The 21,049-nt window shown below is 59.3% G+C and carries 16 protein-coding genes and 1 riboswitch; of the genes, 13 read left to right on the plus strand and 3 right to left on the minus strand.

Translation table 11 applies throughout. From position 1 onward, the window contains the following. The first annotated feature begins 146 nt into the window (after positions 1-146). The 13 genes from NKH90_RS29565 (at position 147) to NKH90_RS29625 (ending at position 18,564) form a co-directional block, all read left to right on the plus strand. Positions 147-503 (plus strand): non-heme iron oxygenase ferredoxin subunit, encoded by a 357-nt coding sequence (locus NKH90_RS29565; RefSeq protein WP_352822611.1) that lies wholly within the window; start codon positions 147-149, stop codon positions 501-503. Between the two features lie 1,080 nt (positions 504-1,583). Beyond that, a riboswitch (glycine riboswitch) is annotated at positions 1,584-1,673 on the plus strand. A 137-nt stretch (positions 1,674-1,810) separates the two neighbouring features. Beyond that, the gene (locus tag NKH90_RS29570) at positions 1,811-3,052 is read left to right on the plus strand and encodes a D-amino acid dehydrogenase (RefSeq protein WP_352761706.1); all 1,242 of its coding nucleotides are present in this window, start codon (positions 1,811-1,813) and stop codon (positions 3,050-3,052) included. Positions 3,053-3,063: 11 nt separating this feature from the next. Continuing rightward, positions 3,064-5,322: a malate synthase G gene (locus tag NKH90_RS29575; RefSeq protein WP_352822613.1), complete on the plus strand. Its 2,259-nt coding sequence runs from the start codon at positions 3,064-3,066 to the stop codon at positions 5,320-5,322. Between the two features lie 612 nt (positions 5,323-5,934). Next, entirely contained in the window at positions 5,935-6,999 is a 1,065-nt protein-coding gene (locus tag NKH90_RS29580; protein WP_352761708.1) for a C45 family autoproteolytic acyltransferase/hydrolase, read from the plus strand. A gap of 294 nt (positions 7,000-7,293) precedes the next feature. Then, on the plus strand, positions 7,294-7,746 hold the full coding sequence (locus NKH90_RS29585; protein WP_352761709.1) for an Lrp/AsnC family transcriptional regulator: 453 nt from the start codon (positions 7,294-7,296) through the stop codon (positions 7,744-7,746). A gap of 210 nt (positions 7,747-7,956) precedes the next feature. Beyond that, positions 7,957-8,904 carry an aminotransferase class IV gene (locus NKH90_RS29590; RefSeq protein ID WP_352822617.1) on the plus strand — a complete coding sequence of 316 codons (948 nt, stop codon included), beginning with the start codon at positions 7,957-7,959 and terminating at the stop codon, positions 8,902-8,904. Between the two features lie 370 nt (positions 8,905-9,274). Next, positions 9,275-10,459 carry a glycine C-acetyltransferase gene (locus NKH90_RS29595; protein ID WP_352822619.1) on the plus strand — a complete coding sequence of 395 codons (1,185 nt, stop codon included), beginning with the start codon at positions 9,275-9,277 and terminating at the stop codon, positions 10,457-10,459. 1,158 nt (positions 10,460-11,617) lie between these two features. Next, positions 11,618-13,228 carry an ABC transporter substrate-binding protein gene (locus NKH90_RS29600; RefSeq protein WP_352822654.1) on the plus strand — a complete coding sequence of 537 codons (1,611 nt, stop codon included), beginning with the start codon at positions 11,618-11,620 and terminating at the stop codon, positions 13,226-13,228. Continuing rightward, positions 13,228-14,169, plus strand: coding sequence for an ABC transporter permease (locus tag NKH90_RS29605; protein WP_352822622.1), 942 nt, complete (start codon positions 13,228-13,230; stop codon positions 14,167-14,169). The genes NKH90_RS29600 and NKH90_RS29605 overlap by 1 nt, the downstream gene beginning before the upstream one ends. A gap of 1 nt (position 14,170) precedes the next feature. Next, positions 14,171-15,052: an ABC transporter permease gene (locus tag NKH90_RS29610; protein ID WP_352822625.1), complete on the plus strand. Its 882-nt coding sequence runs from the start codon at positions 14,171-14,173 to the stop codon at positions 15,050-15,052. 7 nt (positions 15,053-15,059) lie between these two features. Continuing rightward, the gene (locus tag NKH90_RS29615) at positions 15,060-16,061 is read left to right on the plus strand and encodes an ABC transporter ATP-binding protein (RefSeq protein WP_502898887.1); all 1,002 of its coding nucleotides are present in this window, start codon (positions 15,060-15,062) and stop codon (positions 16,059-16,061) included. Then, the gene (locus NKH90_RS29620) at positions 16,058-17,113 is read left to right on the plus strand and encodes an ABC transporter ATP-binding protein (protein ID WP_352822657.1); all 1,056 of its coding nucleotides are present in this window, start codon (positions 16,058-16,060) and stop codon (positions 17,111-17,113) included. The genes NKH90_RS29615 and NKH90_RS29620 overlap by 4 nt, the downstream gene beginning before the upstream one ends. A gap of 59 nt (positions 17,114-17,172) precedes the next feature. Further along, the gene (locus tag NKH90_RS29625; RefSeq protein WP_352822630.1) at positions 17,173-18,564 is read left to right on the plus strand and encodes a CapA family protein; all 1,392 of its coding nucleotides are present in this window, start codon (positions 17,173-17,175) and stop codon (positions 18,562-18,564) included. 57 nt (positions 18,565-18,621) lie between these two features. Here NKH90_RS29625 and NKH90_RS29630 read toward each other — a convergent pair whose 3' ends face one another. From NKH90_RS29630 to NKH90_RS29640, 3 genes are all read right to left on the minus strand, one after another. Continuing rightward, positions 18,622-18,840: a hypothetical protein gene (locus tag NKH90_RS29630; protein WP_352822666.1), complete on the minus strand. Its 219-nt coding sequence runs from the start codon at positions 18,838-18,840 to the stop codon at positions 18,622-18,624. Between the two features lie 564 nt (positions 18,841-19,404). After that, positions 19,405-20,190: a crotonase/enoyl-CoA hydratase family protein gene (locus tag NKH90_RS29635; RefSeq protein WP_352822632.1), complete on the minus strand. Its 786-nt coding sequence runs from the start codon at positions 20,188-20,190 to the stop codon at positions 19,405-19,407. After that, positions 20,187-21,047 carry a hydroxymethylglutaryl-CoA lyase gene (locus tag NKH90_RS29640; RefSeq protein WP_352822634.1) on the minus strand — a complete coding sequence of 287 codons (861 nt, stop codon included), beginning with the start codon at positions 21,045-21,047 and terminating at the stop codon, positions 20,187-20,189. Before NKH90_RS29640 ends, NKH90_RS29635 begins: the two co-directional genes overlap by 4 nt. Positions 21,048-21,049 lie beyond the last annotated feature (2 nt).

Below are 21,049 nucleotides of genomic sequence, written 5' to 3' on the forward strand. Positions count from 1 at the left end.
TCAACCCCGGTCGTGACATGATGCAGCTCCGGCGAGACGCCAAGGCTGGCAGGCCTATATCGCCGGATATCTTGAGCCGAGCCGAAGAAGTCGATCCGTCCGATATTTACCTCGCAACTGGCTAATCGTGACAATCGGAGTTACCTGTGACAACAGTAGCAAATAAAATAGATACGGCACCGCAGACTTATAAATGGATAACTCTTTGCCCTCTTTCCGACCTTCAAGAGGAGACTGTAACCCCCTTCGAAATCGACGACAACCGAATTGCCATCTATTTGATCGGCGGCAAAGTACACGTGACCGATAACGTTTGTTCACACGCATACGCTCTCCTTTCCGACGGCTGGCTGGAAGGGACTCTCATCGAGTGCCCTTTGCATGGTGCTCAATTTGAGATCACCTCCGGGGAAGTGGTTCAAGGCCCGGCTGACTGCCCAATCACCGTGTTCAAGACGAAGGTGGAAGACGGCCAGGTCCTGGTGCGACTTCCCGTAGAGTGAACAAAGCAGTTTCTGCTTAGCTTTCAGCAGCGCGGAACACCATCGATGGCAACCCAACAGGTCGCCAGCAATCTCGCGATGGGCGAGGCACCAAGATCCCTGCTCGAAGCGTGGCGTGGACACAGTGTTCGGCATCTCCGAGTCCATACGGTCGAACTCTATGGTGGGTTGACACCGTCCAAGATACGCCGCGGCGAGCAGAGCGGGCGTCAGGGCCGACCACTATGCGCGGGTTTTCCGGCAGCGTTGCCTACGGTTGCTATCCAGGCAGTCAGCTTGAAGAATCACCACGCGTGCCATTGCGAATAAGCTCTCGAGTCGGACGCCCCCATTTTTCTCAGACGAAGAATGTCGGATTCGGCGCACCGAGGTTGTTGGACACCGGCGTGCTCGCTGGACGAAGGCAAACAATGGATTAGGGCAGAGACCTTCCATCTCTACAAGTGTGCGGAGCTCGACAGTAGCCCCTCGTATCACTCTAGAGCCGCAGCACGTGATTGCCGCTGCGAAAGCGTAGCGTAGCAGAGTCATGCGCGCCAGCGCTCGGAACAACTATCCGTAGCCTGGCCCACTGGCTCACCTATGGCGCGAGCGCCGTCAGATACGGCGACTCGCAACGCTTCGCCGGCGTCATAAGAACTGCACGAACTCCGAGTTTTGGAGCAGGCTAGCCAAGACGCTTACGCCGGCAACGGCAAACACGGTCTCGAATATCCCGTTCATAGTGGCGACCGCCCGGCCGCTGGCCACGCAGTTCTTCGGCCAGCGTGCATAAGCAGCAATACGCAGGCTGGCGTGGACAGACAAAGATCACCATTACTCCGCACACTACACCCATTGCCAGCGAATGTTGTTGAGCTCGATAGAAGCGGAGCAGAAACGCCCCATTCCCGTGGCTCGAGTTATCAAATGTGCTTTCATGAGGTGCTCGAGTGACCCCTTTTGTTGTTGCTGAAGAAAAAGGGGCATCCTTGGTTCGCGCGTTTCAGCGCGCCGTCAAAAAAGATGGACCTGTTTCACGAATGAGGGACAGCTGGGCGGCAACTATCGTTGGACAGAGCTATAAACGGAACCGTTCAATATTGCAGTACGGGAGAGATCGGCACGCTGCCGACACCCCAGGAGCAAACCCCAAGGAAACACTCAGGTACAAGCGACCGTCCTGCCGAACAATCTGGAGAGAGACGCCGTCAGCGTCCACCGAAGGGAAAGCCGGGCCGCCCCGGTTAACTCTCTACAGGGAATAGATTTGGGGAAGGAAACACGGACCGACTGACCCGAACCCGTTGTCCTGTCTGGAGACTGAAATGCCTAAGATTGTTGTGATTGGTGCCGGCATTACCGGCGTGTCGACAGCCTATGCCCTATTGGAACAGGGGTATGAGGTCACAGCGCTAGAGCGTCAGCGCTATGCCGCAATGGAGACCTCATTTGCAAACGGCGGCCAGCTGTCGGCGAGCAATGCGGAAGTCTGGAACCACTGGTCGACGATCTTAAAGGGCATCAAGTGGATGGCAAGGCGCGACGCGCCACTCCTCATGAACCCCGCGCCGACATGGCACAAATATAGCTGGCTTGCGGAATTTGTATCCCATATCGCCAAGTATCGCGAGAACACTGTCGCTACCACCCGGCTGGCGATAGCGGCGCGCAGGCACATGTTTGAGATCGCTGAGCGTGAGGGTATCGATTTCGATCACGTTCGCCGGGGAATCCTTCATGTCTATTGGGATAAGACGGGCTTCGACCACGCTACGAAAGTCAATCAACTCCTCGTCGAAGGAGGCCTGGACAGGCGGCCGGTCACAGTGAGCGAGATCGCTTCCATAGAGCCGTCATTGCGGGGCGCTTTCTATGGGGGGTTCTACACACCTTCGGACTCAACAGGCGACATCCACAAGTACACCACCGGGTTAGCCCGCGCGTGCGAACGGCGTGGTGGAAGTTTTCACTATGACGCGTCGGTGACAAAGATTGAGCGACGCGGCCGGTTCAGGCTGACCTACTCTAACCATGCTTCCCCGGCTCAGGTTATCGAGGCCGACGCGATCGTCGTTTGCGCGGGCTCGAATAGCCGTGACTTCGCGGCGATGTTGGGGGATCGCCTCAACATTTATCCCGTCAAGGGCTACTCAATCACGGTCCAACTGGAAGACAACGCGGCCCAGGAAGCCGCTCCTTGGGTGAGCATTCTCGATGACCGTGCCAAAATCGTCACCAGCCGGCTTGGTGAAGCGCGCTTCCGAGTGGCCGGGACCGCGGAGTTCAATGGCCAGAACCGTGACATAAGGGAAGACCGCGTAAGGCCTCTGGTAGACTGGACGCGGCAGCTGTTCCCGGGCGTCAACACGAACCGCATCGTGCCGTGGGCTGGCCTCCGTCCAATGATGCCGAACATGATGCCGCGTGTCGGCAAAGGTAAGGCACCGGGCGTCTACTATAACACCGGGCACGGGCACCTTGGCTGGACACTATCTGCCGCGACATCAGCCATGTTGGCTGAGACCGTCGCAAAGGATCTTCCTGTCCTCGATCATCTGGCGGCATAAGGGAGGATAAGGTGGACATTCAGCAGTTAAACGCCGGCCGCATCGAAGCCGCGGGGCTGAAGATCGACAGGAACCTCTACGACTTCGTGGTGGACGAGGCGCTGCCGGGAACCGGCATCCGAAAGTCGGAATTTTGGGCGGTCTTTTCGGCCATCGTGCACGATCTTGCACCCACAAACCGGGCATTGCTGCGCAAGCGCGACGAGATCCAAGAGGCCATAGACAAGTGGCATCGCCGCCACGGCTCCCATGCCGATCTGCAATCCTACAAGGCTATCCTCGAGGAGATCGGTTATCTCGTGAAGGAAGGACCGGACTTCCGAGTCGCCACAGCCAATGTGGACCCGGAGATCGCCACGATTGCCGGACCGCAGCTCGTTGTGCCGGTGATGAACGCGCGCTACGCCCTGAACGCGGCCAATGCGCGATGGGGCTCGCTCTACGATGCGCTCTACGGCACCGACGCCGTTTCAGAGGCGCAAGGCGCCGAGCGCGGGCCGCGCTACAATCCCGCGCGCGGCGAGCGGGTCATCGGCTGGGCGCGCAAGCTGCTGGACGATGCCGTGCCGCTCGCCGGAGCAAGCTGGAGCGACGCCCGCAGCTTTTCCGTCGAGCAAGCGGTGCTGCGCATCAAGACCGCGCATGGCGGCATGATCGGCCTGAAGCGGCCGGATCAGTTTGCCGGCTATCTCGGCGCGCCGCATAAGCCCACGCACTTCCTGCTGCGCAACAACGGCATCCATATCGAGGTGCGGATCGACCCGACGTCTGCCATCGGCCAGTCGGACGTTGCCGATATTTCGGACGTCTGGCTGGAATCGGCGATCACAACGATCATGGATTGCGAGGACTCGGTCGCGGCTGTCGACGCCGAGGACAAGATGATGGTTTATCGAAACTGGCTGGGCCTGATGAACGGCGACCTGTTGGAGGAGATTTCCAAGGGAGGGAAGACCTTTGTACGCAGCCTCAACCCCGACAGAGAGTTCATCGCGCCCGACGGATCAATCTTTCGCCTGCGCGCCCGCGCGCTGATGCTTGTGAGAAATGTCGGGCACGTGATGACCAGTCCGGCGATCCTCGACCGCGACGGCAATGAGGTGCCGGAAGGCATCATGGATGCCATGATCACGGCGATGATCGCGCTGCACGATGTTGGACTGAATGGCCGGCGGGCAAATTCGCCAGCGGGCTCAGTCTATATCGTGAAGCCGAAGATGCACGGACCCGAGGAGGTCGCCTTCGCGGTCGAGCTCTTCCGCCGTGTCGAGCTGGCGCTTGGGCTTGCGGCCAACACGCTAAAAATGGGTATCATGGACGAGGAGCGGCGCACCACGGTGAACCTCAAGGAGTGCATCCGCGCCGCCCGCGAACGCGTGGTGTTCATCAACACCGGCTTCCTGGACCGTACCGGCGACGAGATCCACACTTCCATGGAAGCGGGGCCGATGATCCGCAAGGGCGACATGAAGCAGTCGACCTGGATCGCGGCCTACGAGAACTGGAATGTGGACGTCGGCCTGGCCTGCGGGCTCTCGGGGCGCGCTCAAATCGGCAAGGGCATGTGGGCGATGCCCGACCTGATGGCGGCCATGCTGGAGCAGAAGATCGGGCATCCGAAGGCTGGCGCCAACACGGCGTGGGTGCCGTCGCCGACGGCGGCGACTCTCCACGCCACGCACTATCACCGCGTCGATGTACATGCGGTGCAGGAGAGCCTGAAGAGCCGTCCGCACGCCAGTCTGGACAATATCCTTTCCATCCCGGTAGCGGTGCGGCCCAATTGGGCACCGGAAGATATGCAGAAGGAGCTCGACAACAACTGCCAGGGCATCCTCGGCTATGTTGTGCGCTGGATCGACCAGGGCGTCGGCTGCTCCAAGGTGCCCGACATCGACGACGTCGCGCTGATGGAGGACCGCGCCACACTGCGTATTTCTTCGCAACACATCGCGAACTGGCTGCATCACGGGGTTTGCGCGCGCGACCAGGTAATGGAGACCTTGAAGCGCATGGCTGCGGTCGTCGATCAGCAGAACGCCGGCGACCCGCTCTACCGGCCGATGGCATCGGACTTCGACACTTCTATCGCGTTCGCTGCGGCGAGGGATCTGATCTTCAAGGGGCGCAAGCAGGCGAGCGGGTATACGGAGCCAGTGCTGCATGCCAGGAGGCGGGAGTTAAAGGCGAGCCTCAACCGATCCAGCCAAGAGCAAACGATGAATATGAATGCGATTAACTCGCCCTCGCCAGTCAACGCCACTGATTGAAGCCGCACTCTCTAGGGCAAAGGACGAAGGCTAAGCCCTTGAGCGTCGCCGTCAGGTGCGCAGGCGGTCATCTGGATGCTGAGAAGCAGGATGGTGCCTCAACACTGCGCTTCGAGAATGCGGCGGCAAGGCCCGTTGGCTGGCGGCGTTGGATCACGTCACCTCGACGGACTGCGGCCGAGCCGCTGTCTTATTGGTCGGGCTCAACGCAGCGTCGAGCGGCTGCATCGTGCCATCCCGCAACGCGTTCTTGGACCGCATCCCGGTGGAACGCTGCTGCATCGCGCAGAGGCCGACGATATTTCACACTACGCCCGTTTTTGCGGCACGCATTTCAGCAGCCGACGCAATTTTGGCGCAAGCGCCCCTTCACCACGGATTAATGTTGGGATGTGGTCTCCCGGCGAGATCATTCGACTAGAGAATTGAGAGGCCTGCCGCTTTCTCAAAATCGGCGAGCCACAACATGAAAACCGATGTCCCGATTCGGCCTCCTGGAAGCGCGGGTTTCGCCGCGGCCTTGCTCGTGCTTGCCGCCGCCTTTGGTGCGAGTCTGCCCTCGGGCTGGTCATCCTATCTTGACAGCACTCCACAATGAAACAGAGGCCCCGCATGTCCAGAAATACTATCACCCGTGTACGCGCCAAGGGCGATGCCTTCTCCATAGGCTTCGCGCTCGGGCGGGCCAGCGCGTCCGGCTTCAGCGAAGGGGTCCTGCGCACAGAATATTATCGGGCGCTGAACGCACGCTGGCGCGGATCCGACTATCTGAAGACATTGGAATCCGCGGCGCGCGCCGCGTATCCGCGCTATGTGCGCGAGATCGAGGGGATCGCCCAGGGTGCAGGGCAGGATTTTGAAGACGTCTTCCTTTGGAACTGCCGTGGCGACCTACGTCTACCCGAAGGCATCTCCCCGGCAACGAAAGCTCTCGCTGCCACAGGCTGCACCTCGCTCATGATCCCCGGGGAAGGTGATGGCCCGGCGATTATTGCCCACAATGACGACGGCGCGGCAGAAATTCTCGGCGCCTGTCTCTGGGTCGAAGTCGAGCCGGATGAGGGCCCGGCATGGAGTTGCTTCATGTACCCCGGCATGGTGCAGGGGCACACGTTCGGACTGAACGAGGCTGGGATCGTCCAGACCGTCAACAATATCAGCGCCCACGATCTTCAGCCTGGCGTGCCTCGGCAGATCATCTGCCGCGCGATCCTCGATGCGAGAAGTCTTGACGAAGCGGTAGGCATCCTGAAGCGCAAGGACCGCGCGAGTGGCTTCCATCACAATCTCGGCGAGGCGAAGACACGCCGGCTCCTCTCGGTCGAGGCGCCCGCCTCCGGTTTTGCTGGTCGAGAGGTCGCTTCGCCCCGAGCCCATGCCAACCACCTGCTCTTCAGTGAATTCGACGGGCTGGAGCAGACGATTACCCAGTCATCTCGTAACCGGCAGGAAACGGCAGACCGGATGATTGCGGAAGGTGCGCTCGTGGGTGGCGCGGAGGCGGTGCTCTTCGAAGAGAGCGCCCCGATCTACCGCGACACAGACCGGAAATGCGACGACAACATCCATACCCTCGCTACGGGCGTCTTCGCGCTTTTCCCTGATCGCATCGAATGGCGCGTGCACGCCGCGCCAGACGAGCGCGACGCACTCAGCGGAACGATGCGCGTCGCCTGATCCACTCTGGCTGCTCCAGTCTAAGTGTTCTAACTCGAGGGTGACCCTCTGGCCACTGCTGGCGCGACGTCTGAAGGAGCAGGGTCTGGCCGTTCGCATTCTCAAGTGTGCTCATTTTAACGGGGGGCTTTGCGGTGCCGTGGGCTCCCTTGACGGGTCCTGTGGACGGCAGTTGATTTTCGCCACCTGCAAGTGGATATTGATTTTCGCATTTCAATCTTTAGGGCAAAATGCAATGAATGTGGCGCAGCTCACGACGATAATTGAAATTGCAATCACTGCAGACATGATTCCATGGATGACCTAGATCGAAGGATCCTGACGGCTCTACAGAAGAACAATCGGCTTTCCTTTGCCGAACTGGCGGAATTGGTTGGTTCTTCGGCTGCGTCGTGCATGCGACGAGTGAACAAGCTGCGTGAGGATGGCGTGATTGTTGCGGACATCTCGCTGGTGGATCCCAAGGCTCTTGGCAAATCGCTTACCGTTGTGGTCACGGTAGAGCTTGATCGTGAGCGTCTTGACCTTGTCGATGAATTCAAGCGCGCGATGCGCGCGGCCAAAGAGGTTACCCAGTGCTACATGGTTACGGGCGACGCCGATTTTGTGCTGATTGTCGCCGTTGAGGACGTCGAAGCCTTTGACGTTTTCGTCAAGACGAAGCTATACACTAACCCCAATGTCCGAAAATTCCGGAGCATGATTTCGCTTGATCGTGTCAAGTTCGAACCTCGGGTTATGACGTAGTGTCGGGTGGGTCGCGGTTAAACCGTCAATCTAAGCGGTTTTTTGAAACCACCATTGCGCGTCCAGCATCAAATTGAGCTTTTTCGCCTAATCAATTGTGCAATCTAGAGGGATACAATCGATCCTGCGACAGGACGGCGTGAGTAGCCAACCCTTCGACGTGGGGAAAGCAAAGTATACCAGTTTAAAGAAAGAAGAATGGCGCCCGCTATGACACAGCTTTCATCTGCGCTTCCAGCTATCGACGCGCATTACGTCGATCGACGGAGCTATCCGCACGGGATTGCGTTCATGGACGGGCAATACCTGCCGATGTCCGAGGCCAAGATCTCCGTACTTGATTGGGGTTTCCTGCATTCCGACGCAACCTACGACACGGTGCATGTCTGGAATGGCAGGTTCTTCCGGTTGGATTTGCATCTTGACCGTTTTTTTGGGGGCATTGAACGGCTGCGAATGAAGCTTCCCTACGATCGCGAAAAAATCGCTTCGATCCTTGAAGATTGCGTCGTTCTATCGGGCCACAAGTCGGCGTACGTAGAGATGATTTGCACGCGCGGTTCCTCGCCGACCTTCAGCCGCGATCCCCGCCAGGCTGAGAACCGCTTCATCGCGTTTGCTGTCCCATTTGGATCGGTCGCCAACAAGGAACAGCAGGAAAGAGGCTTGCACGTCGCGATCAGCGAGACTGTTCGCATTCCGCCCAAATCGATCGATCCCGCGATCAAGAACTATCATTGGCTCGATCTCGTGATGGGCCTGTTTGACGCCTATGACACCGGAGCGGAAACGGCACTGATTCTGGATACCAACGGGCACATCGCGGAGGGCCCTGGCTTCAATGTGTTCGTTGTTAAAGACGGTCTCTTGAGGACACCCGCTTTTGGGGTGTTACCTGGCATCACACGCCGAACTGTGTTCGATCTTTGCGCCGAGATTGGGCTGTCGGCCAAGGCTGTTGATATCAGCCGTGCTGAGATCAAAGCGGCTGACGAGGTGTTCATCACCTCGACTGCCGGCGGCATTATGCCTGTGACGCGCATCGACGATGGCGCGATCTCTAACGGGCGGGTCGGACCCATCACCCGCCGACTGATTGATCTCTACTGGCAAAAGCACGATGATCCCGCATGGTCGACTGCTATTATTTATCCGTGATCAGAAGCCACGCGCAGCAGCTTGGCGGACTCGTTCGCGGAGCTCTCACTGCTCCCGGATGAAGTGGGCCGTTCGGCGGTTGTCCTCCTCGATTTGGCTTGCGACCCACATACCTCCTTGCACCGCTTCGCCATCAGCTAGGCGCTCGCTTCGCGATGGTGCGGCGAATGTTGCGGTACCAGGATGCATACCTGAAAAGGTGACTGGAGCGTCGCTTTTTCCTGAGTGCTGCCGGTTTGCTCGTGGTCACAAATCTCTGTTGGTTATGACGACCGCGGCGCTGGCTACTTTCGCGACGAAGCGGTTACAACTCGAGTTGAGCATGTCGGTTGCGTAGGCCGTCTTCCATACCATTCCTGCGGAGGTGCCGATGAAGAATGCATTCATTGCCCATTTGTCGGCGGAACTGGCTGTTTTGAAGTCCGCGGGACTCTACAAGTCCGAACGGGTGATCACCTCGATGCAGTCCGCCGAAATCCAGGTTGCCGGTCAGAGAGTGTTGAATTTCTGCGGTAACAACTATCTCGGCCTTGCCGACAGCGAGGAACTTCGCGAGGCAGCCAAGGTCGCGCTCGATCGCTACGGTTACGGTATGGCTTCGGTGCGCTTCATCTGCGGCACGCAGGAGGAGCACAAGCAGCTCGAGACGCGGATCTCGTCCTTCCTCGGCATGGAGGAGACGATCCTCTACGGCTCGTGTTTTGACGCCAATGGCGGGCTGTTCGAGACGCTGCTTTCCGAAGAGGACGCCGTCATTTCCGATGCGCTCAACCATGCCTCAATCATCGACGGCGTGCGGCTGTCAAAGGCAAAGCGATTCCGCTACGCCAACAACGACATGACGGCGTTGGAAGAAGAATTGAAGAAGGCGGAAGGCAGCCGCTTCAAGCTGATCGCCAGCGACGGCGTGTTCTCCATGGACGGCATCATCGCCAACCTTCGGGGCATCTGCGATCTGGCGGAAAAATACAATGCCATGGTGATGGTCGACGATAGCCACGCAGTGGGCTTCGTCGGCAAAAACGGCCGCGGTTCGGCCGAGCATTGTGGCGTCGAGGGCAGGGTGGACATCATCACGGGAACGCTTGGCAAGGCGCTCGGCGGCGCCTCTGGCGGCTATACCAGCGGCAAGAGACAGGTGGTGGACTGGCTGCGACAGCGCTCGCGCCCCTATCTGTTCTCCAACACGCTCATGCCGGCGATCGCCGCTGCCTCGCTTAAGGTATTGGAGCTGATTGCCGATGGCGACGAGTTGCGTCGGCGCCTATTTGGCAATGCAGAGCGTTTCCGGTCGAAAATGGGCCAGCTCGGCTTTACGCTGGCCGGCGCCGACCACCCGATCATCCCGGTGATGCTGGGCGACGCGGCATCAGCGCAGGAGATGGCAACCCGCATGCTGAAGCTCGGCATCTATGTAATCGGTTTTTCCTTCCCCGTGGTGCCGAAAGGCCAGGCGCGCATCCGCACGCAAATGTCGGCCGCGCATTCGACCGAGGATATCGACCGGGCGGTGGAGGCCTTTAGGCAGGTAGGCAGGGAATTGGGGGCCATCTGATGTTGAATATGGCTGAGCGCGTTTATGGCGCGCAAGGCTCATATTTTGGACCCCGCGGGGGGGAAGGAATATTTTCGATCATGTCTGTCGCCGCATTGTTACATCCATGGGGGCAAGGCCATTTTGGCTCAAGATCGTCCCGGCCAAGGGGTAGCCCAACTGTCGAGCTGCGACGGAGACCACTTCGGATGGCCTGTGTGCCACACAGATCGAATAGGATAGTGTGGTACTCCCGTAAAGGTGCATGTGCCTGTTCTTCGGCCTGGACGATGCCAGTAGCAGCATTGCCGGATGGCGAGAGGACTTCAATCCTGTTTCATAACACCCTTTGCGCTCCAGATGATGCGGCCCAATCTTCTCATGCATCATGATCCGCACCCTGCCGTATTGCGGCACCCTCGCCGTCGACGTTTCCAAGCATCAGCTTCGTCACTGTCGGGGCGCGTCGGCCGGCAGCGCCTGGCATTGCGGCGTCTGCACCGTGTCGGCGCCGTTCGGCTTCGAGAACAGATCGAACTGTATATCGGGGGCTGGGCGCGGCATGGACATCTCCCCGATACGCGTGACAGCCCAATGCTGCGCCCATCTCCGGCGATTCCGATACACCCCTCGTGTCGTGGAGCAGTTTTGCCAGGGTGCCCAGCGCGGAAGCTCGCGCTCCGGGCTGGTTCCGTGGGTATTCCGTCGCCGCGTTGTTCAAAACCGCAAGGCCTTCATTCCTCACTCGGTTACCAGACTCCGACAGCCTATGCCGATGTCATCACCGCAACGGGCTTCGACGCTGTGCTTGTGGAAGGCGAATACAATCGACGCAGAAGAAATCCGTTGTGGCATCGGCCTTCCTTGTGGGCAAGAACCTGGCAGCCTGGCCGGAAGCGTGATCTCCGCGACACCTTCATCGCCCACCGTCTGCGCCGGAAGATAAGCTTCCGCGCCAAAGAGCCCGAGATATTTCATATCCCGCCGCTCTGTGGGGTCTCTATTTCAGCAGTCGCTGCATTTTGGCGAAAATTGTGCTTGGCCCGGTGCTACCAATCCAACTGCTCCATCGATCAGTCGCTTGTTGAAAACGACAAGAAATCCTTGGCTGATGGCGCCCGCCAAGCTCAAAAACCGCGCGACTCAATCGCGCCTAGAACTCGAAAGGGGAACAGGAACATGGCAATTTCTCGACGCAACCTCATTAAAATGAGCATGGCTGCCGGAGCGGCCTTATCAAGCCCGTCGATCCTGCGGGCGCAAACAACCCGAAGCGACGCGCTAACAGTCCGTTTTGCCACGGGTGATCTCACCGTTTTCGATCCGATCTTTACGACGACTGACCCCACCCAAGCTCATGGCCTTGCCATCTACGATACCCTGTTCGCGCTGGACTCTGGGCTGAAGCCTCAGCCGCAAATGGTAGCGAAATGGGGCGTTTCTGACGATAAGAAGACCTATACCTTTGAGCTTCGCGATGGACTGAGCTGGCACGATGGTACGCCTGTCACCGCGGCCGACTGCGTGGCCTCGATCCGCCGCTGGGGACAGGCAGCTACCGGCGGACAACTGCTCATGGAGCGGGCCCAGGATATTTCGAACAAGGACGACAAGAGCTTCACGATTGCACTCAAGGAACCTCTAGGAATATTGATTGATATGCTGGGGGGACTCGCTGCTCCAGTTCCGTTCATTATGCGTGAAAAGGATGCGGGCCGCCCCGCAACCGAGCAAGTGACCACGAACATTGGGTCGGGACCGTTCAAGTTTAATGAAGCCCTTGCCAAGCCAGGCGCGAGCTTCACCTATGAGAGAAATGAAAAGTACGTACCGCGTGGCGAGCCGTCTGACGGACTCGCCGGCGGGAAGATCGTCAAGGTCGATCGCGTCATTTGGAACAATATCGCCGATCAGCAGACCGCATTAGCGGCGTTGCAGGCAGGTGAGGTCGATCTACAAATAAATCCGCCTGCTGATCTTTTCTCTGTAATTGAGAGCGATCCTAGTCTCGCGCTGCAAGTTCTAAATAAGTCGGGCAACGACCTGTGTCTGCGCATGAATCATCTACAGAAACCCTTCGATAACGTGAAGGCACGTCAAGCCATTCTTCACCTCATCGATCAGGAAGCATTTTTGCGCGTTATGGCTCCCGATCCGAGGTTCGGCCGTCCCGTCACTTCGATTTTCGGGAACAGCACGCCTTATTCCAACGACGAAAACACTGGCTGGTTCAAGAAAGGCGGCGACCCGGAAAAGGCCAAGCAACTGTTCAAGGAGGCGGGATACGCCGGCGAAAAGGTCGTCATCCTCGATCCGACGAGCTGGGCGCAAGCCCATGCCGCATCCCAACTTTTGGCGACCATGCTGCAAAAGATCGGTATCAATGCCGAACTTGCACCGAGCGACTGGGGCGGGATTGTCGCTCGCCGGGGCAACAAAGGTCCGGTTGAGAACGGCGGCTGGAGCATTTTCATCACGGACGATCCTGACTACGTTCAAGGCGATCCGATTTCCGCCGTCTTTCCCAATGCTAGCGGGGAAAAGGCCTGGTTCGGATGGCCTAAGAGCGACGAGTATGAAGCACTTCGAGCCAAGTGGCCGGATGTGGCGACCCTCGAGGAACGGAAGGCCTTGGCCCGCCACATGCAACGTGTTTGGTGGGATTTCGTCGGCGATGTCAGACTAGGCCAGATTGTGAGCCCAATTGCGCGTCGCAAGACGCTAACTGGCCTCATCGAGGTACCGGTGATATTTTTCCCGATGTGGAACATGCAGAAAGCCTCCGCTTAATGGTAGCGTACATCCTGCGTAGAATGGTTTCGACCATCGCCGTCATGGCGATGGTCGGGATCTTTGTTTTCCTGCTTCTCAGGTTGGCGCCCGGAGACCCGGCGGCAATCATGGCCGGCAAGTCGGCCACGGCGGAGATGATCGCCGGCATTCGGGAAAAGCTGGGCCTGAACGATCCTCTGCCAGTTCAATTCATACGCTGGGTGCGCGACATGCTTGGTGGTGATTTCGGCAATTCGATCTTTGCCGGACGACCGGTTCTCGATCTCATCTCGCAGCGGCTGGAACCTACGCTTTCTCTGTCGAGCCTGACGATGATCCTTGCAGTGACGGTCGGGGTCTCCTTCGGCATCCTTGCCGCGTGGCGAACCGGTGGGCTCGTTGACCGCCTCCTCGCGGCCTTTTCGGCACTCGGTTATTCCGTCCCGGTCTTTGTCATCGGCTATTTCTTGATATATTTCTTCGCCATCAGGCAGCACTGGCTACCGGTCCAGGGATATGCGCCGATCAATGGCGGCCCCGGGCCTTGGTTTGTGCATCTGATCCTTCCCACCGTGGCTCTTAGTCTTGCCTACATTGCATTCATTGCCCGGGTTACGCGGGCGAGCATGCTCGAGGTCCTGTCGGAAGACTATATGCGAACGGCCGCCGCCAAGGGCGCTTCGTCCTATGCCATGCTTTTCCACCATGCCTTGAAGAATGCTGGCGTCCCGATCCTGACGGTCATCGGCATAAGCTTCGCCTATCTGATCGGCGGCGTCGTCCTCACTGAAACGGTGTTCAATATTCCGGGTATCGGGCGTCTGGTCGTCGATGCGATCAACAATCGCGACTATCCTATAATCCAGAGCGTGCTCATCCTGACTTCGGGTTTATACGTCCTTATCAACCTCACTGTCGATCTAGCCTACACGCTGATTGATCCCCGTATCCGGTACTGATATGACCCTCATCTCCGCACAAGTTGAAGCCGTGCCGATGGGTCGGCTGCAGTTATCCGATGTTCCGCGTCTGGCAAGGCGGCACCCGTTGGTCCTAGTCGGCGGCGGCCTGTTGGCGCTCCTGATCATTCTGGCGCTCGCTGCCCCATTTTACGCCGGCGATCCGGCAAACATGGATCCGTTCAAGCGTCTCCAGCCGCCTTCCGCCGAGATGTGGTTCGGGAGCGACAATCTGGGCCGCGACGTGTTTGCGCGAACGATCTTCGGTGCCCGCATCTCGCTCCTGGTGGGGCTGCTGTCGGCGGCGAGCGCGGCCGTGGTCGGGCTCCTGATCGGTGTCATCGCAGGTTACAGCCGCAGCTTCGACAATGTCGTCATGCGGGTCATGGACGGCCTGATGTCGATTCCGACGATTCTGCTGGCTATTGCGCTCATTTCTCTGACAGGGCCCGGAATCGGCATCCTCATCGTTGCGATTGCCATCCCCGAGACGCCAGCCGTCGCACGGTTGGTTCGTTCGGTGGTTCTGGGTGTTCGCGAGCGTCCCTACGTGGAGGCCGCGGTCTGCGGCGGGGCGCGCTTGCCCAAGGTGCTGTGGCGGCATATCCTGCCGAGCACCGTTCCGGCGCTGATGGTGCAGGGCGCTACTGTCTGCGCCAGCGCGATCCTGACGGAGGCAGGGCTGAGCTTTCTCGGAGTGGGCGTGCCGCCCGAGATTCCGAGTTGGGGCAACATGATCGCCAGTTCGCGCCTGTATCTCGCCATCGCCCCGTTGACGATCTTCGCCCCGGGCATCTGCCTTGCCGTCACCGTCTTTGCCGTCAATCTGCTTGGGGATGGTTTGCGTGACATGTTCGATCCCCGCTCAAAGCGGAGGCGTTGACATGCTGATGCGAGAATCTGCAGAGGATGATGTGCTTCTCGACGTTCGCGATCTTGAGACGCACTTTTACGGCGAAGAAAGCGTCACCCGTGCCCTGGGCGGCATTAGCTTCCAGGTGAAAAAAGGCGAAACGCTTGGCGTGGTCGGCGAATCGGGATGCGGAAAGAGCGTTACCGCCCTCTCGATCCTTCGCCTGCTGCCGAAGTTGACCGCCAGGACTGTCGGTGGCGAGGTCCGCTTTCACGGATCCGACCTGCTTGAGCTGTCCGATCGGGAAATGCGAAAGATCCGCGGCGACCAGATCGCCATGATCTTCCAGGAGCCGATGACGAGCCTGAACCCCGTGTATACGGTCGGCCACCAGATCGCCGAAGCGGTGCAGATCCACACCAAGGCCTCGCGGTCCGTTGCCATGGCGAAGGCCGAAGAGATGCTTCGTCTCGTCCGCATCGCGGACCCCGAGCGTCGCGTCAACAACTATCCCCATGAAATGTCAGGAGGCATGCGTCAGCGCGCCATGATCGCCATGGCTCTTGCCTGCTCACCGGAACTGTTGATCGCCGATGAGCCGACGACGGCGCTCGATGTCACCATCCAGGCACAGATCCTGCGGCTCATCGTCGATCTGAAGGAGCGCACGGGAACGGCCGTGATGTTCATCACGCATGACCTGGGGGTTGTGGCCGAGACATGCCAACGCGTAATCGTTATGTATGCCGGCCGGATCGTTGAGCAAGCGAGCGTGATAGATCTGTTTGCGCGGCCTGCCCACCCCTACACGCAGGGCCTCATGCGATCGGTGCCTGACCGGCGGCGCGGCCGTCAGCGCCGCCTTCCAGAAATTCCCGGCATTGTCCCAAGTCTGCGCGAGCCCATTGTCGGGTGCAGCTTTGCGCCTCGCTGCCCGTTCGCTATCGACATTTGCCGCGACAAGACGCCCATCCTGCGTGATGTCGGGTCGAGTCACGCCGCAGCTTGCTGGCGCGCCGAAGAGGTGATGGGCGGATGAACGATCCTTTGCTGAAAGTCGAGAATCTGACCAAGCATTATCCGCTTGGTTCAGGTATCTTCAAGAAAAGCATTCCGGTGATCCGGGCGGTGGAGGATGTATCCTTTTCCGTCGAGGCGGGCGAGACGCTTTGCATCGTCGGTGAATCCGGCTGCGGCAAGTCCACCGTGGCGCGGCTCCTGATGCGGCTCGTCGAACCGACTAGTGGGCGCGTTCTGATCGACGGAACCGATATCGCGGGTCTCAAGAAGGACGCGCTTCACGCCTGGCGCCGTCGGATGCAGATGGTCTTCCAGGATCCTTACTCGTCGCTGAACCCGCGCCTTACTGCCGGGCAAATCATTACGGAGCCTGTCGAGAACTTTGAGCGTCTCAGCCGCAAGCAGCGTCAGGCACTTGCCGGGGACCTTCTGCGAAAAGTCGGAATGTCGCCTGAGATGATGCACAGGGTCCCGTCCGAATTGTCTGGGGGTCAGCGCCAGCGGCTCGGCATTGCTCGCGCCCTATCCCTCAACCCCTCGCTCATCATCGCCGACGAAGCGGTCTCAGCCCTTGACGTCTCCGTGCAGGCACAGATCCTGAATCTGCTTCTGGATCTCCAGCAGCAGATGGGCATCGCCTTCGTCTTTATCTCGCATGACTTGGGCGTCGTGGAGCATATCGCGCATCGCGTTGCCGTCATGTATCTTGGGCGGATCGTGGAACTGGCCACAAGCGTGGCGCTATTCGCCAAACCCGTCCATCCCTACACCGAGGCGCTGATTGCGTCAGCACCGGTGCCGGATCCGACGCGGGTTCGGCTGGAGGTACCCGTAGTCGAAGGCGAGGTGCCGAGCCCGATCAATCCGCCGACCGGATGCGCATTTCACCCGCGCTGCCCGCTTGCAGTCGAACGTTGCCGCATCGAGGTCCCACCTTTGGTGCCGATGGCAGACGGTCACGTCGTCGCGTGTCATGTGCGCGCTCCGGCCGCGCGCATTCCGGCACAGCCGGATATGGTGGGCAGCGCTCGACTCGCACCAGTGGTAGAGCCACACGGTTCGGCGTTCTAGGCATCCGAAAAACGCAAATACGGCGATAGCCAAAATCGCATTGTGAAAAGCAGGGGATCATGGCGAGAGAGTCGCACCAGAACTTACACCATCGAACCCATCAGGATGGAGGCTTTGATACCATCGGTTCAATTGCCACAAACGTCGAAGACGGCTTTACAATCGCTGCAGTTGGCGACCTTCTCTACGCGCGGCCCGTAACTAACGGCCATTATCCGGGCTTGGCCGATGTTCTCAAGATATTTCAGGGGCCCGACGTTACTTTCGGCAACTTGGAAACCAACATCTTGGATGTTCAATCCAAAGGATGCCCGCAGGCGGAGTATGGCGGGGCCTATTGCATCAGCCACCCGGAGCTGGGATCTGACTTGAGGGCCATGGGCTTCAACATGGTCAGTCGTGCAAACAACCATACGCTCGACTGGGGCGTTGAAGGCATGCGTGAGACGAGCCGCGCGCTTAACAAAAGCGGAATTATCCATGCGGGCGCAGGCGAGAATCTCGCACAAGCCGGAGCCGCCCGCTTGCTGGACACGCCTCGCGGGCGTGTGGCGATGATATCATTTGCCTCGACGTTCGGACGCATGGCTCGGGCATGCGATCCGGCAGGCGAGGCACACGGCAGACCAGGTCTCAACCCTCTTCGTCTCACGAAGAGCATCATAGTTCCGCCGGAGATGCTCGAGATCTTGAGACAGGTGCGCGAAATGCTGCCAGGCGACAAACCCGCCGTGATGGATCCAAGCCGGGTGGTACTCGGCGGCGTCACTTACAAAGCAGGTAACAAAGCTCACTACAGCTTCGAACCTAATCCGCTTGATGTCGCCAACATCCTGCGAAACGTTCGTCAGGGTAAACAGTTCTCCGACTTCTGCATCGCCACGAACCACGGACACGAACCGGGAGAATGGAGCTTGGAGCCAGCTGACTACGAACAATCTTTTGCCCGCAATCTTATTGATGCAGGAGCGGACGCATATATCGTGCACGGACCGCATGTATTGCGAGGCATCGAGATCTACAAAGGACGACCTATTTTTTACAGCCTCGGGAATTTTTTCTGTCAGGACCTGCGGACCCCAGTAGGCGCTGACATGTATGAGGTTTATGGCAAGGATCCGCGGGTCGATACGGACGCCGAGGTGACGGTCGACGAGGTGGCAAAAGGATACCCGACGGCAGAAGGATTAGTCGGGCCCCAATCTGGCCAAGAATTTTATGAGAGCCTTGTTGCCGTCAGCCGCTTTGAGCAGAACCAGCTTGCTGAATTGAAGTTGATTCCGATTGAGCTCCGTCGCTCGATGCGGTTTGCCAACCGGGGAGTCCCGCGCCTCGCTTCCCCTGCGCTGGCAGTGACCATCCTCGAGCGCCTGCGGAAGCTCTCGAAGCCATTTGAGACCCAGATCGAGATTGAGAACGGCGTTGGTTTCATCCGACCGCCGCTCAGCTAGATAGCCTCGGTCAAAGGTTGTGGGACTAACCGCGCGCCACGCCGGATATCTTCGGGCTCACGACCTTAACGTGACGTCCGCGCGGCGCCGATCACTGCGGGTCATAATGGGTGACGTAGTGGAGAGGGAGATGTCTTTGTAGGCCTCATGCTCGATGAAGTGCGCGGTTTCGGGGCACGGCGGCCTGGGCTTGCCGATCGTAAGCCGCTCGGCAATCTCGCGCACCGAAAGACCCTCCTCATGGGTCAGGCGCAGGATCGTCCGGATATTCGTCACTGTCGTTCGTCTTGCTTGCTCCGTCTCGGCCGGATATTACCGGAAAGCCTGTCCGGACTTTTCCGAAACCCGCATGTGTAGCGAGAGCGGAGCGCGTTTTGAGCGAGGTCGGCGGTTCTGGACGTTCTCGTTGAGTACATAGCCATCCTGGTCGATGGCGTTCCGCCGGTGGGGCAACAAGTTCGGTCCGCTACGCTCCCCGCTTGCTCCGCAAGCTGCCCAGCCGAAACGATGTCTAGCACCTGGACGAGTTCGCTATCACCATCACCGGCAGGAAACACCTTTGTGGCCGACGATCCCGCGCTCCAGTAGCCCTCGGACGCGCAGTGTAGGGCGGGCGAGCCACCTCGCTGGCAGAGGTGAACATACGGTCTTACGCAACCACAGTATTTGGAAACGCGACTAGAAAAATGTCGATCCGATCGTCATTACTCGCGCGACGGCAAAGACTGGAGCTCTTCATATGGGCGACCTAGTCGAAATTCGCCTGCAGCTGGTCGGCAATTTGCGTTTTGTCGCCCCTGCCTGTTCGAGCGGCGTCCGACGAACGGCTTCCTACCAGCTTCACGCCTGCCAACGTGGCCTTCGACGATCGAAGAAGGCTCCGATACCTTCGGACGCGTCACTCGTTTCCCACGTATCAGCTAGAAGAGCGACCGTCTCGCCAATGATCGCGTCATCGATTGCCGGCCCGAGACGACGTGCAAGCGCTTTGGCGGCGGCGACCGCCTGTGGCGAGGCCGAGCAATAGTGCCGAACCTCGCCTTCGACCATCGCATCCAAATCGGCCGGCGGCACGGCGCGAGAAATCAGTCCGAGCTCGCAGGCTTCATTGGCGTTGAATATTCTGGCCGACATGAAGACTCGTCGCGCCCGTCCCTCTCCCATTCGAGCTAGCACATATGGAGAGATGGTCGCAGGGATGAGACCGAGCCGCACCTCGGTGAACCCGAATTTCGCGGTGTCGACGGCGACTGCGACATCGCAGACGCTGATCAGACCGAGACCACCGCCGAACGCCTGTCCGTTAACGCGACCGACCAGTGGCTTGGGCAGTTCGTTGAGTGCGCGAAGAACCTGCGCCAGCTTCCTGGCCTCAGCGATTCGCTCGTTGCGCGCGGCAGAGGCCTGTGTCCGCATCCAGGCGAGATCGGCCCCGGCACAGAAGCTATCACCATCGCCCGTCAGTACCACCGCTCGCACCTTATCGTCATTGGCGAGCAGCTCGGCAGCGGCCGCGAGCTCCGCGATCATCTGTCCCGACATGGCGTTGTGCTTGTCCGGGCGGGCGAGGGTCAGCGTAGCGACGCCGATCTCGTCAGTTGTGACGCGGATAGTATCGAAGTTCATGGCCGCTCCTCTCTCAGGCGGCCCGCGAAGCCCGCCGCCTCCTCTAGGCGCTCCAGGTCAAGCCCCGTTTCATAACCCCTGGCTGCGAATATGGCGGCCACGGCGAGCGTATCGGCATTGCCCTTAGCACCGGGGGCAAAAGGGCAGCCGCCGAGGCCACCGACCGCGGCGTCAAAGGTGCGCAGGCCTTTTTCCAGGCTCGCTAGAATGTTGTCGAGGGCGTGGCCCTTCGTGTCATGGAAATGTCCCGCAAGCCTGTCGGCCGGAACCTCTTGCAACACGGCATCGAGCATATCCGCGATGGTTGCAGGTGTCCCGTCGCCGATCGTGTCGCCCAACGAAATCTCATAGCAGCCCATCGCAAGGAGTTCGCCTGCAACGCTCGCGGCGGCAGCCGGTGGCATCGGCCCTTCGTAGGGGCAGTCGGTGACGCAGGATACATAACCTCGCACCGGAATGTCATCGGCGGCAGCAGCAGCAAGCACGGGGCGGAAACGCTCGAGGCTCTCAGCGATAGAGCAGTTGATGTTCCTCCGGCTAAAGGTTTCAGACGCCGACGCGAAGACCGCGACCTCATCGGCTTTCGCCGCTCGTGCCGCGTGGTAGCCCTTTAGGTTGGGAACAAGGGCAGCGTAGGTGACGTCGGGCGCGCGGCGGATGCAAGCCATGACTTGGGCCGCATCCGCCATCTGGGGCACCCACTTCGGCGAGACGAATGAAGTCGCCTCGATCTTGCGGAAACCGCAATCCGACAGCATGTCAACAAGGCGCGTCTTTTCGGCGGTCGGCACGAGACGCTTCTCGTTTTGCAGACCGTCGCGCGGTCCCATCTCAAAGAGTCGAACGAATTCGCCCATCC

This window comes from Mesorhizobium sp. M0898, assembly GCF_040319695.1.
Taxonomy (GTDB): Bacteria; Pseudomonadota; Alphaproteobacteria; order Rhizobiales; family Rhizobiaceae; genus Mesorhizobium.

Coding starts and splice junctions, on each gene's coding strand:
- NKH90_RS29605 (WP_352822622.1), top strand. CDS start 13,228: ATGGTAGCGTACATCCTGCGTAGAATGGTTTCGACCATCGCCGTCATG.
- NKH90_RS29620 (WP_352822657.1), top strand. CDS start 16,058: ATGAACGATCCTTTGCTGAAAGTCGAGAATCTGACCAAGCATTATCCG.
- NKH90_RS29595 (WP_352822619.1), top strand. CDS start 9,275: ATGAAGAATGCATTCATTGCCCATTTGTCGGCGGAACTGGCTGTTTTG.
- NKH90_RS29580 (WP_352761708.1), top strand. CDS start 5,935: ATGTCCAGAAATACTATCACCCGTGTACGCGCCAAGGGCGATGCCTTC.
- NKH90_RS29610 (WP_352822625.1), top strand. CDS start 14,171: ATGACCCTCATCTCCGCACAAGTTGAAGCCGTGCCGATGGGTCGGCTG.
- NKH90_RS29640 (WP_352822634.1), bottom strand. CDS start 21,047: ATGGGCGAATTCGTTCGACTCTTTGAGATGGGACCGCGCGACGGTCTG.
- NKH90_RS29615 (WP_502898887.1), top strand. CDS start 15,060: ATGCGAGAATCTGCAGAGGATGATGTGCTTCTCGACGTTCGCGATCTT.
- NKH90_RS29585 (WP_352761709.1), top strand. CDS start 7,294: ATGGATGACCTAGATCGAAGGATCCTGACGGCTCTACAGAAGAACAAT.
- NKH90_RS29635 (WP_352822632.1), bottom strand. CDS start 20,190: ATGAACTTCGATACTATCCGCGTCACAACTGACGAGATCGGCGTCGCT.
- NKH90_RS29590 (WP_352822617.1), top strand. CDS start 7,957: ATGACACAGCTTTCATCTGCGCTTCCAGCTATCGACGCGCATTACGTC.
- NKH90_RS29625 (WP_352822630.1), top strand. CDS start 17,173: ATGGCGAGAGAGTCGCACCAGAACTTACACCATCGAACCCATCAGGAT.
- NKH90_RS29600 (WP_352822654.1), top strand. CDS start 11,618: ATGGCAATTTCTCGACGCAACCTCATTAAAATGAGCATGGCTGCCGGA.
- NKH90_RS29570 (WP_352761706.1), top strand. CDS start 1,811: ATGCCTAAGATTGTTGTGATTGGTGCCGGCATTACCGGCGTGTCGACA.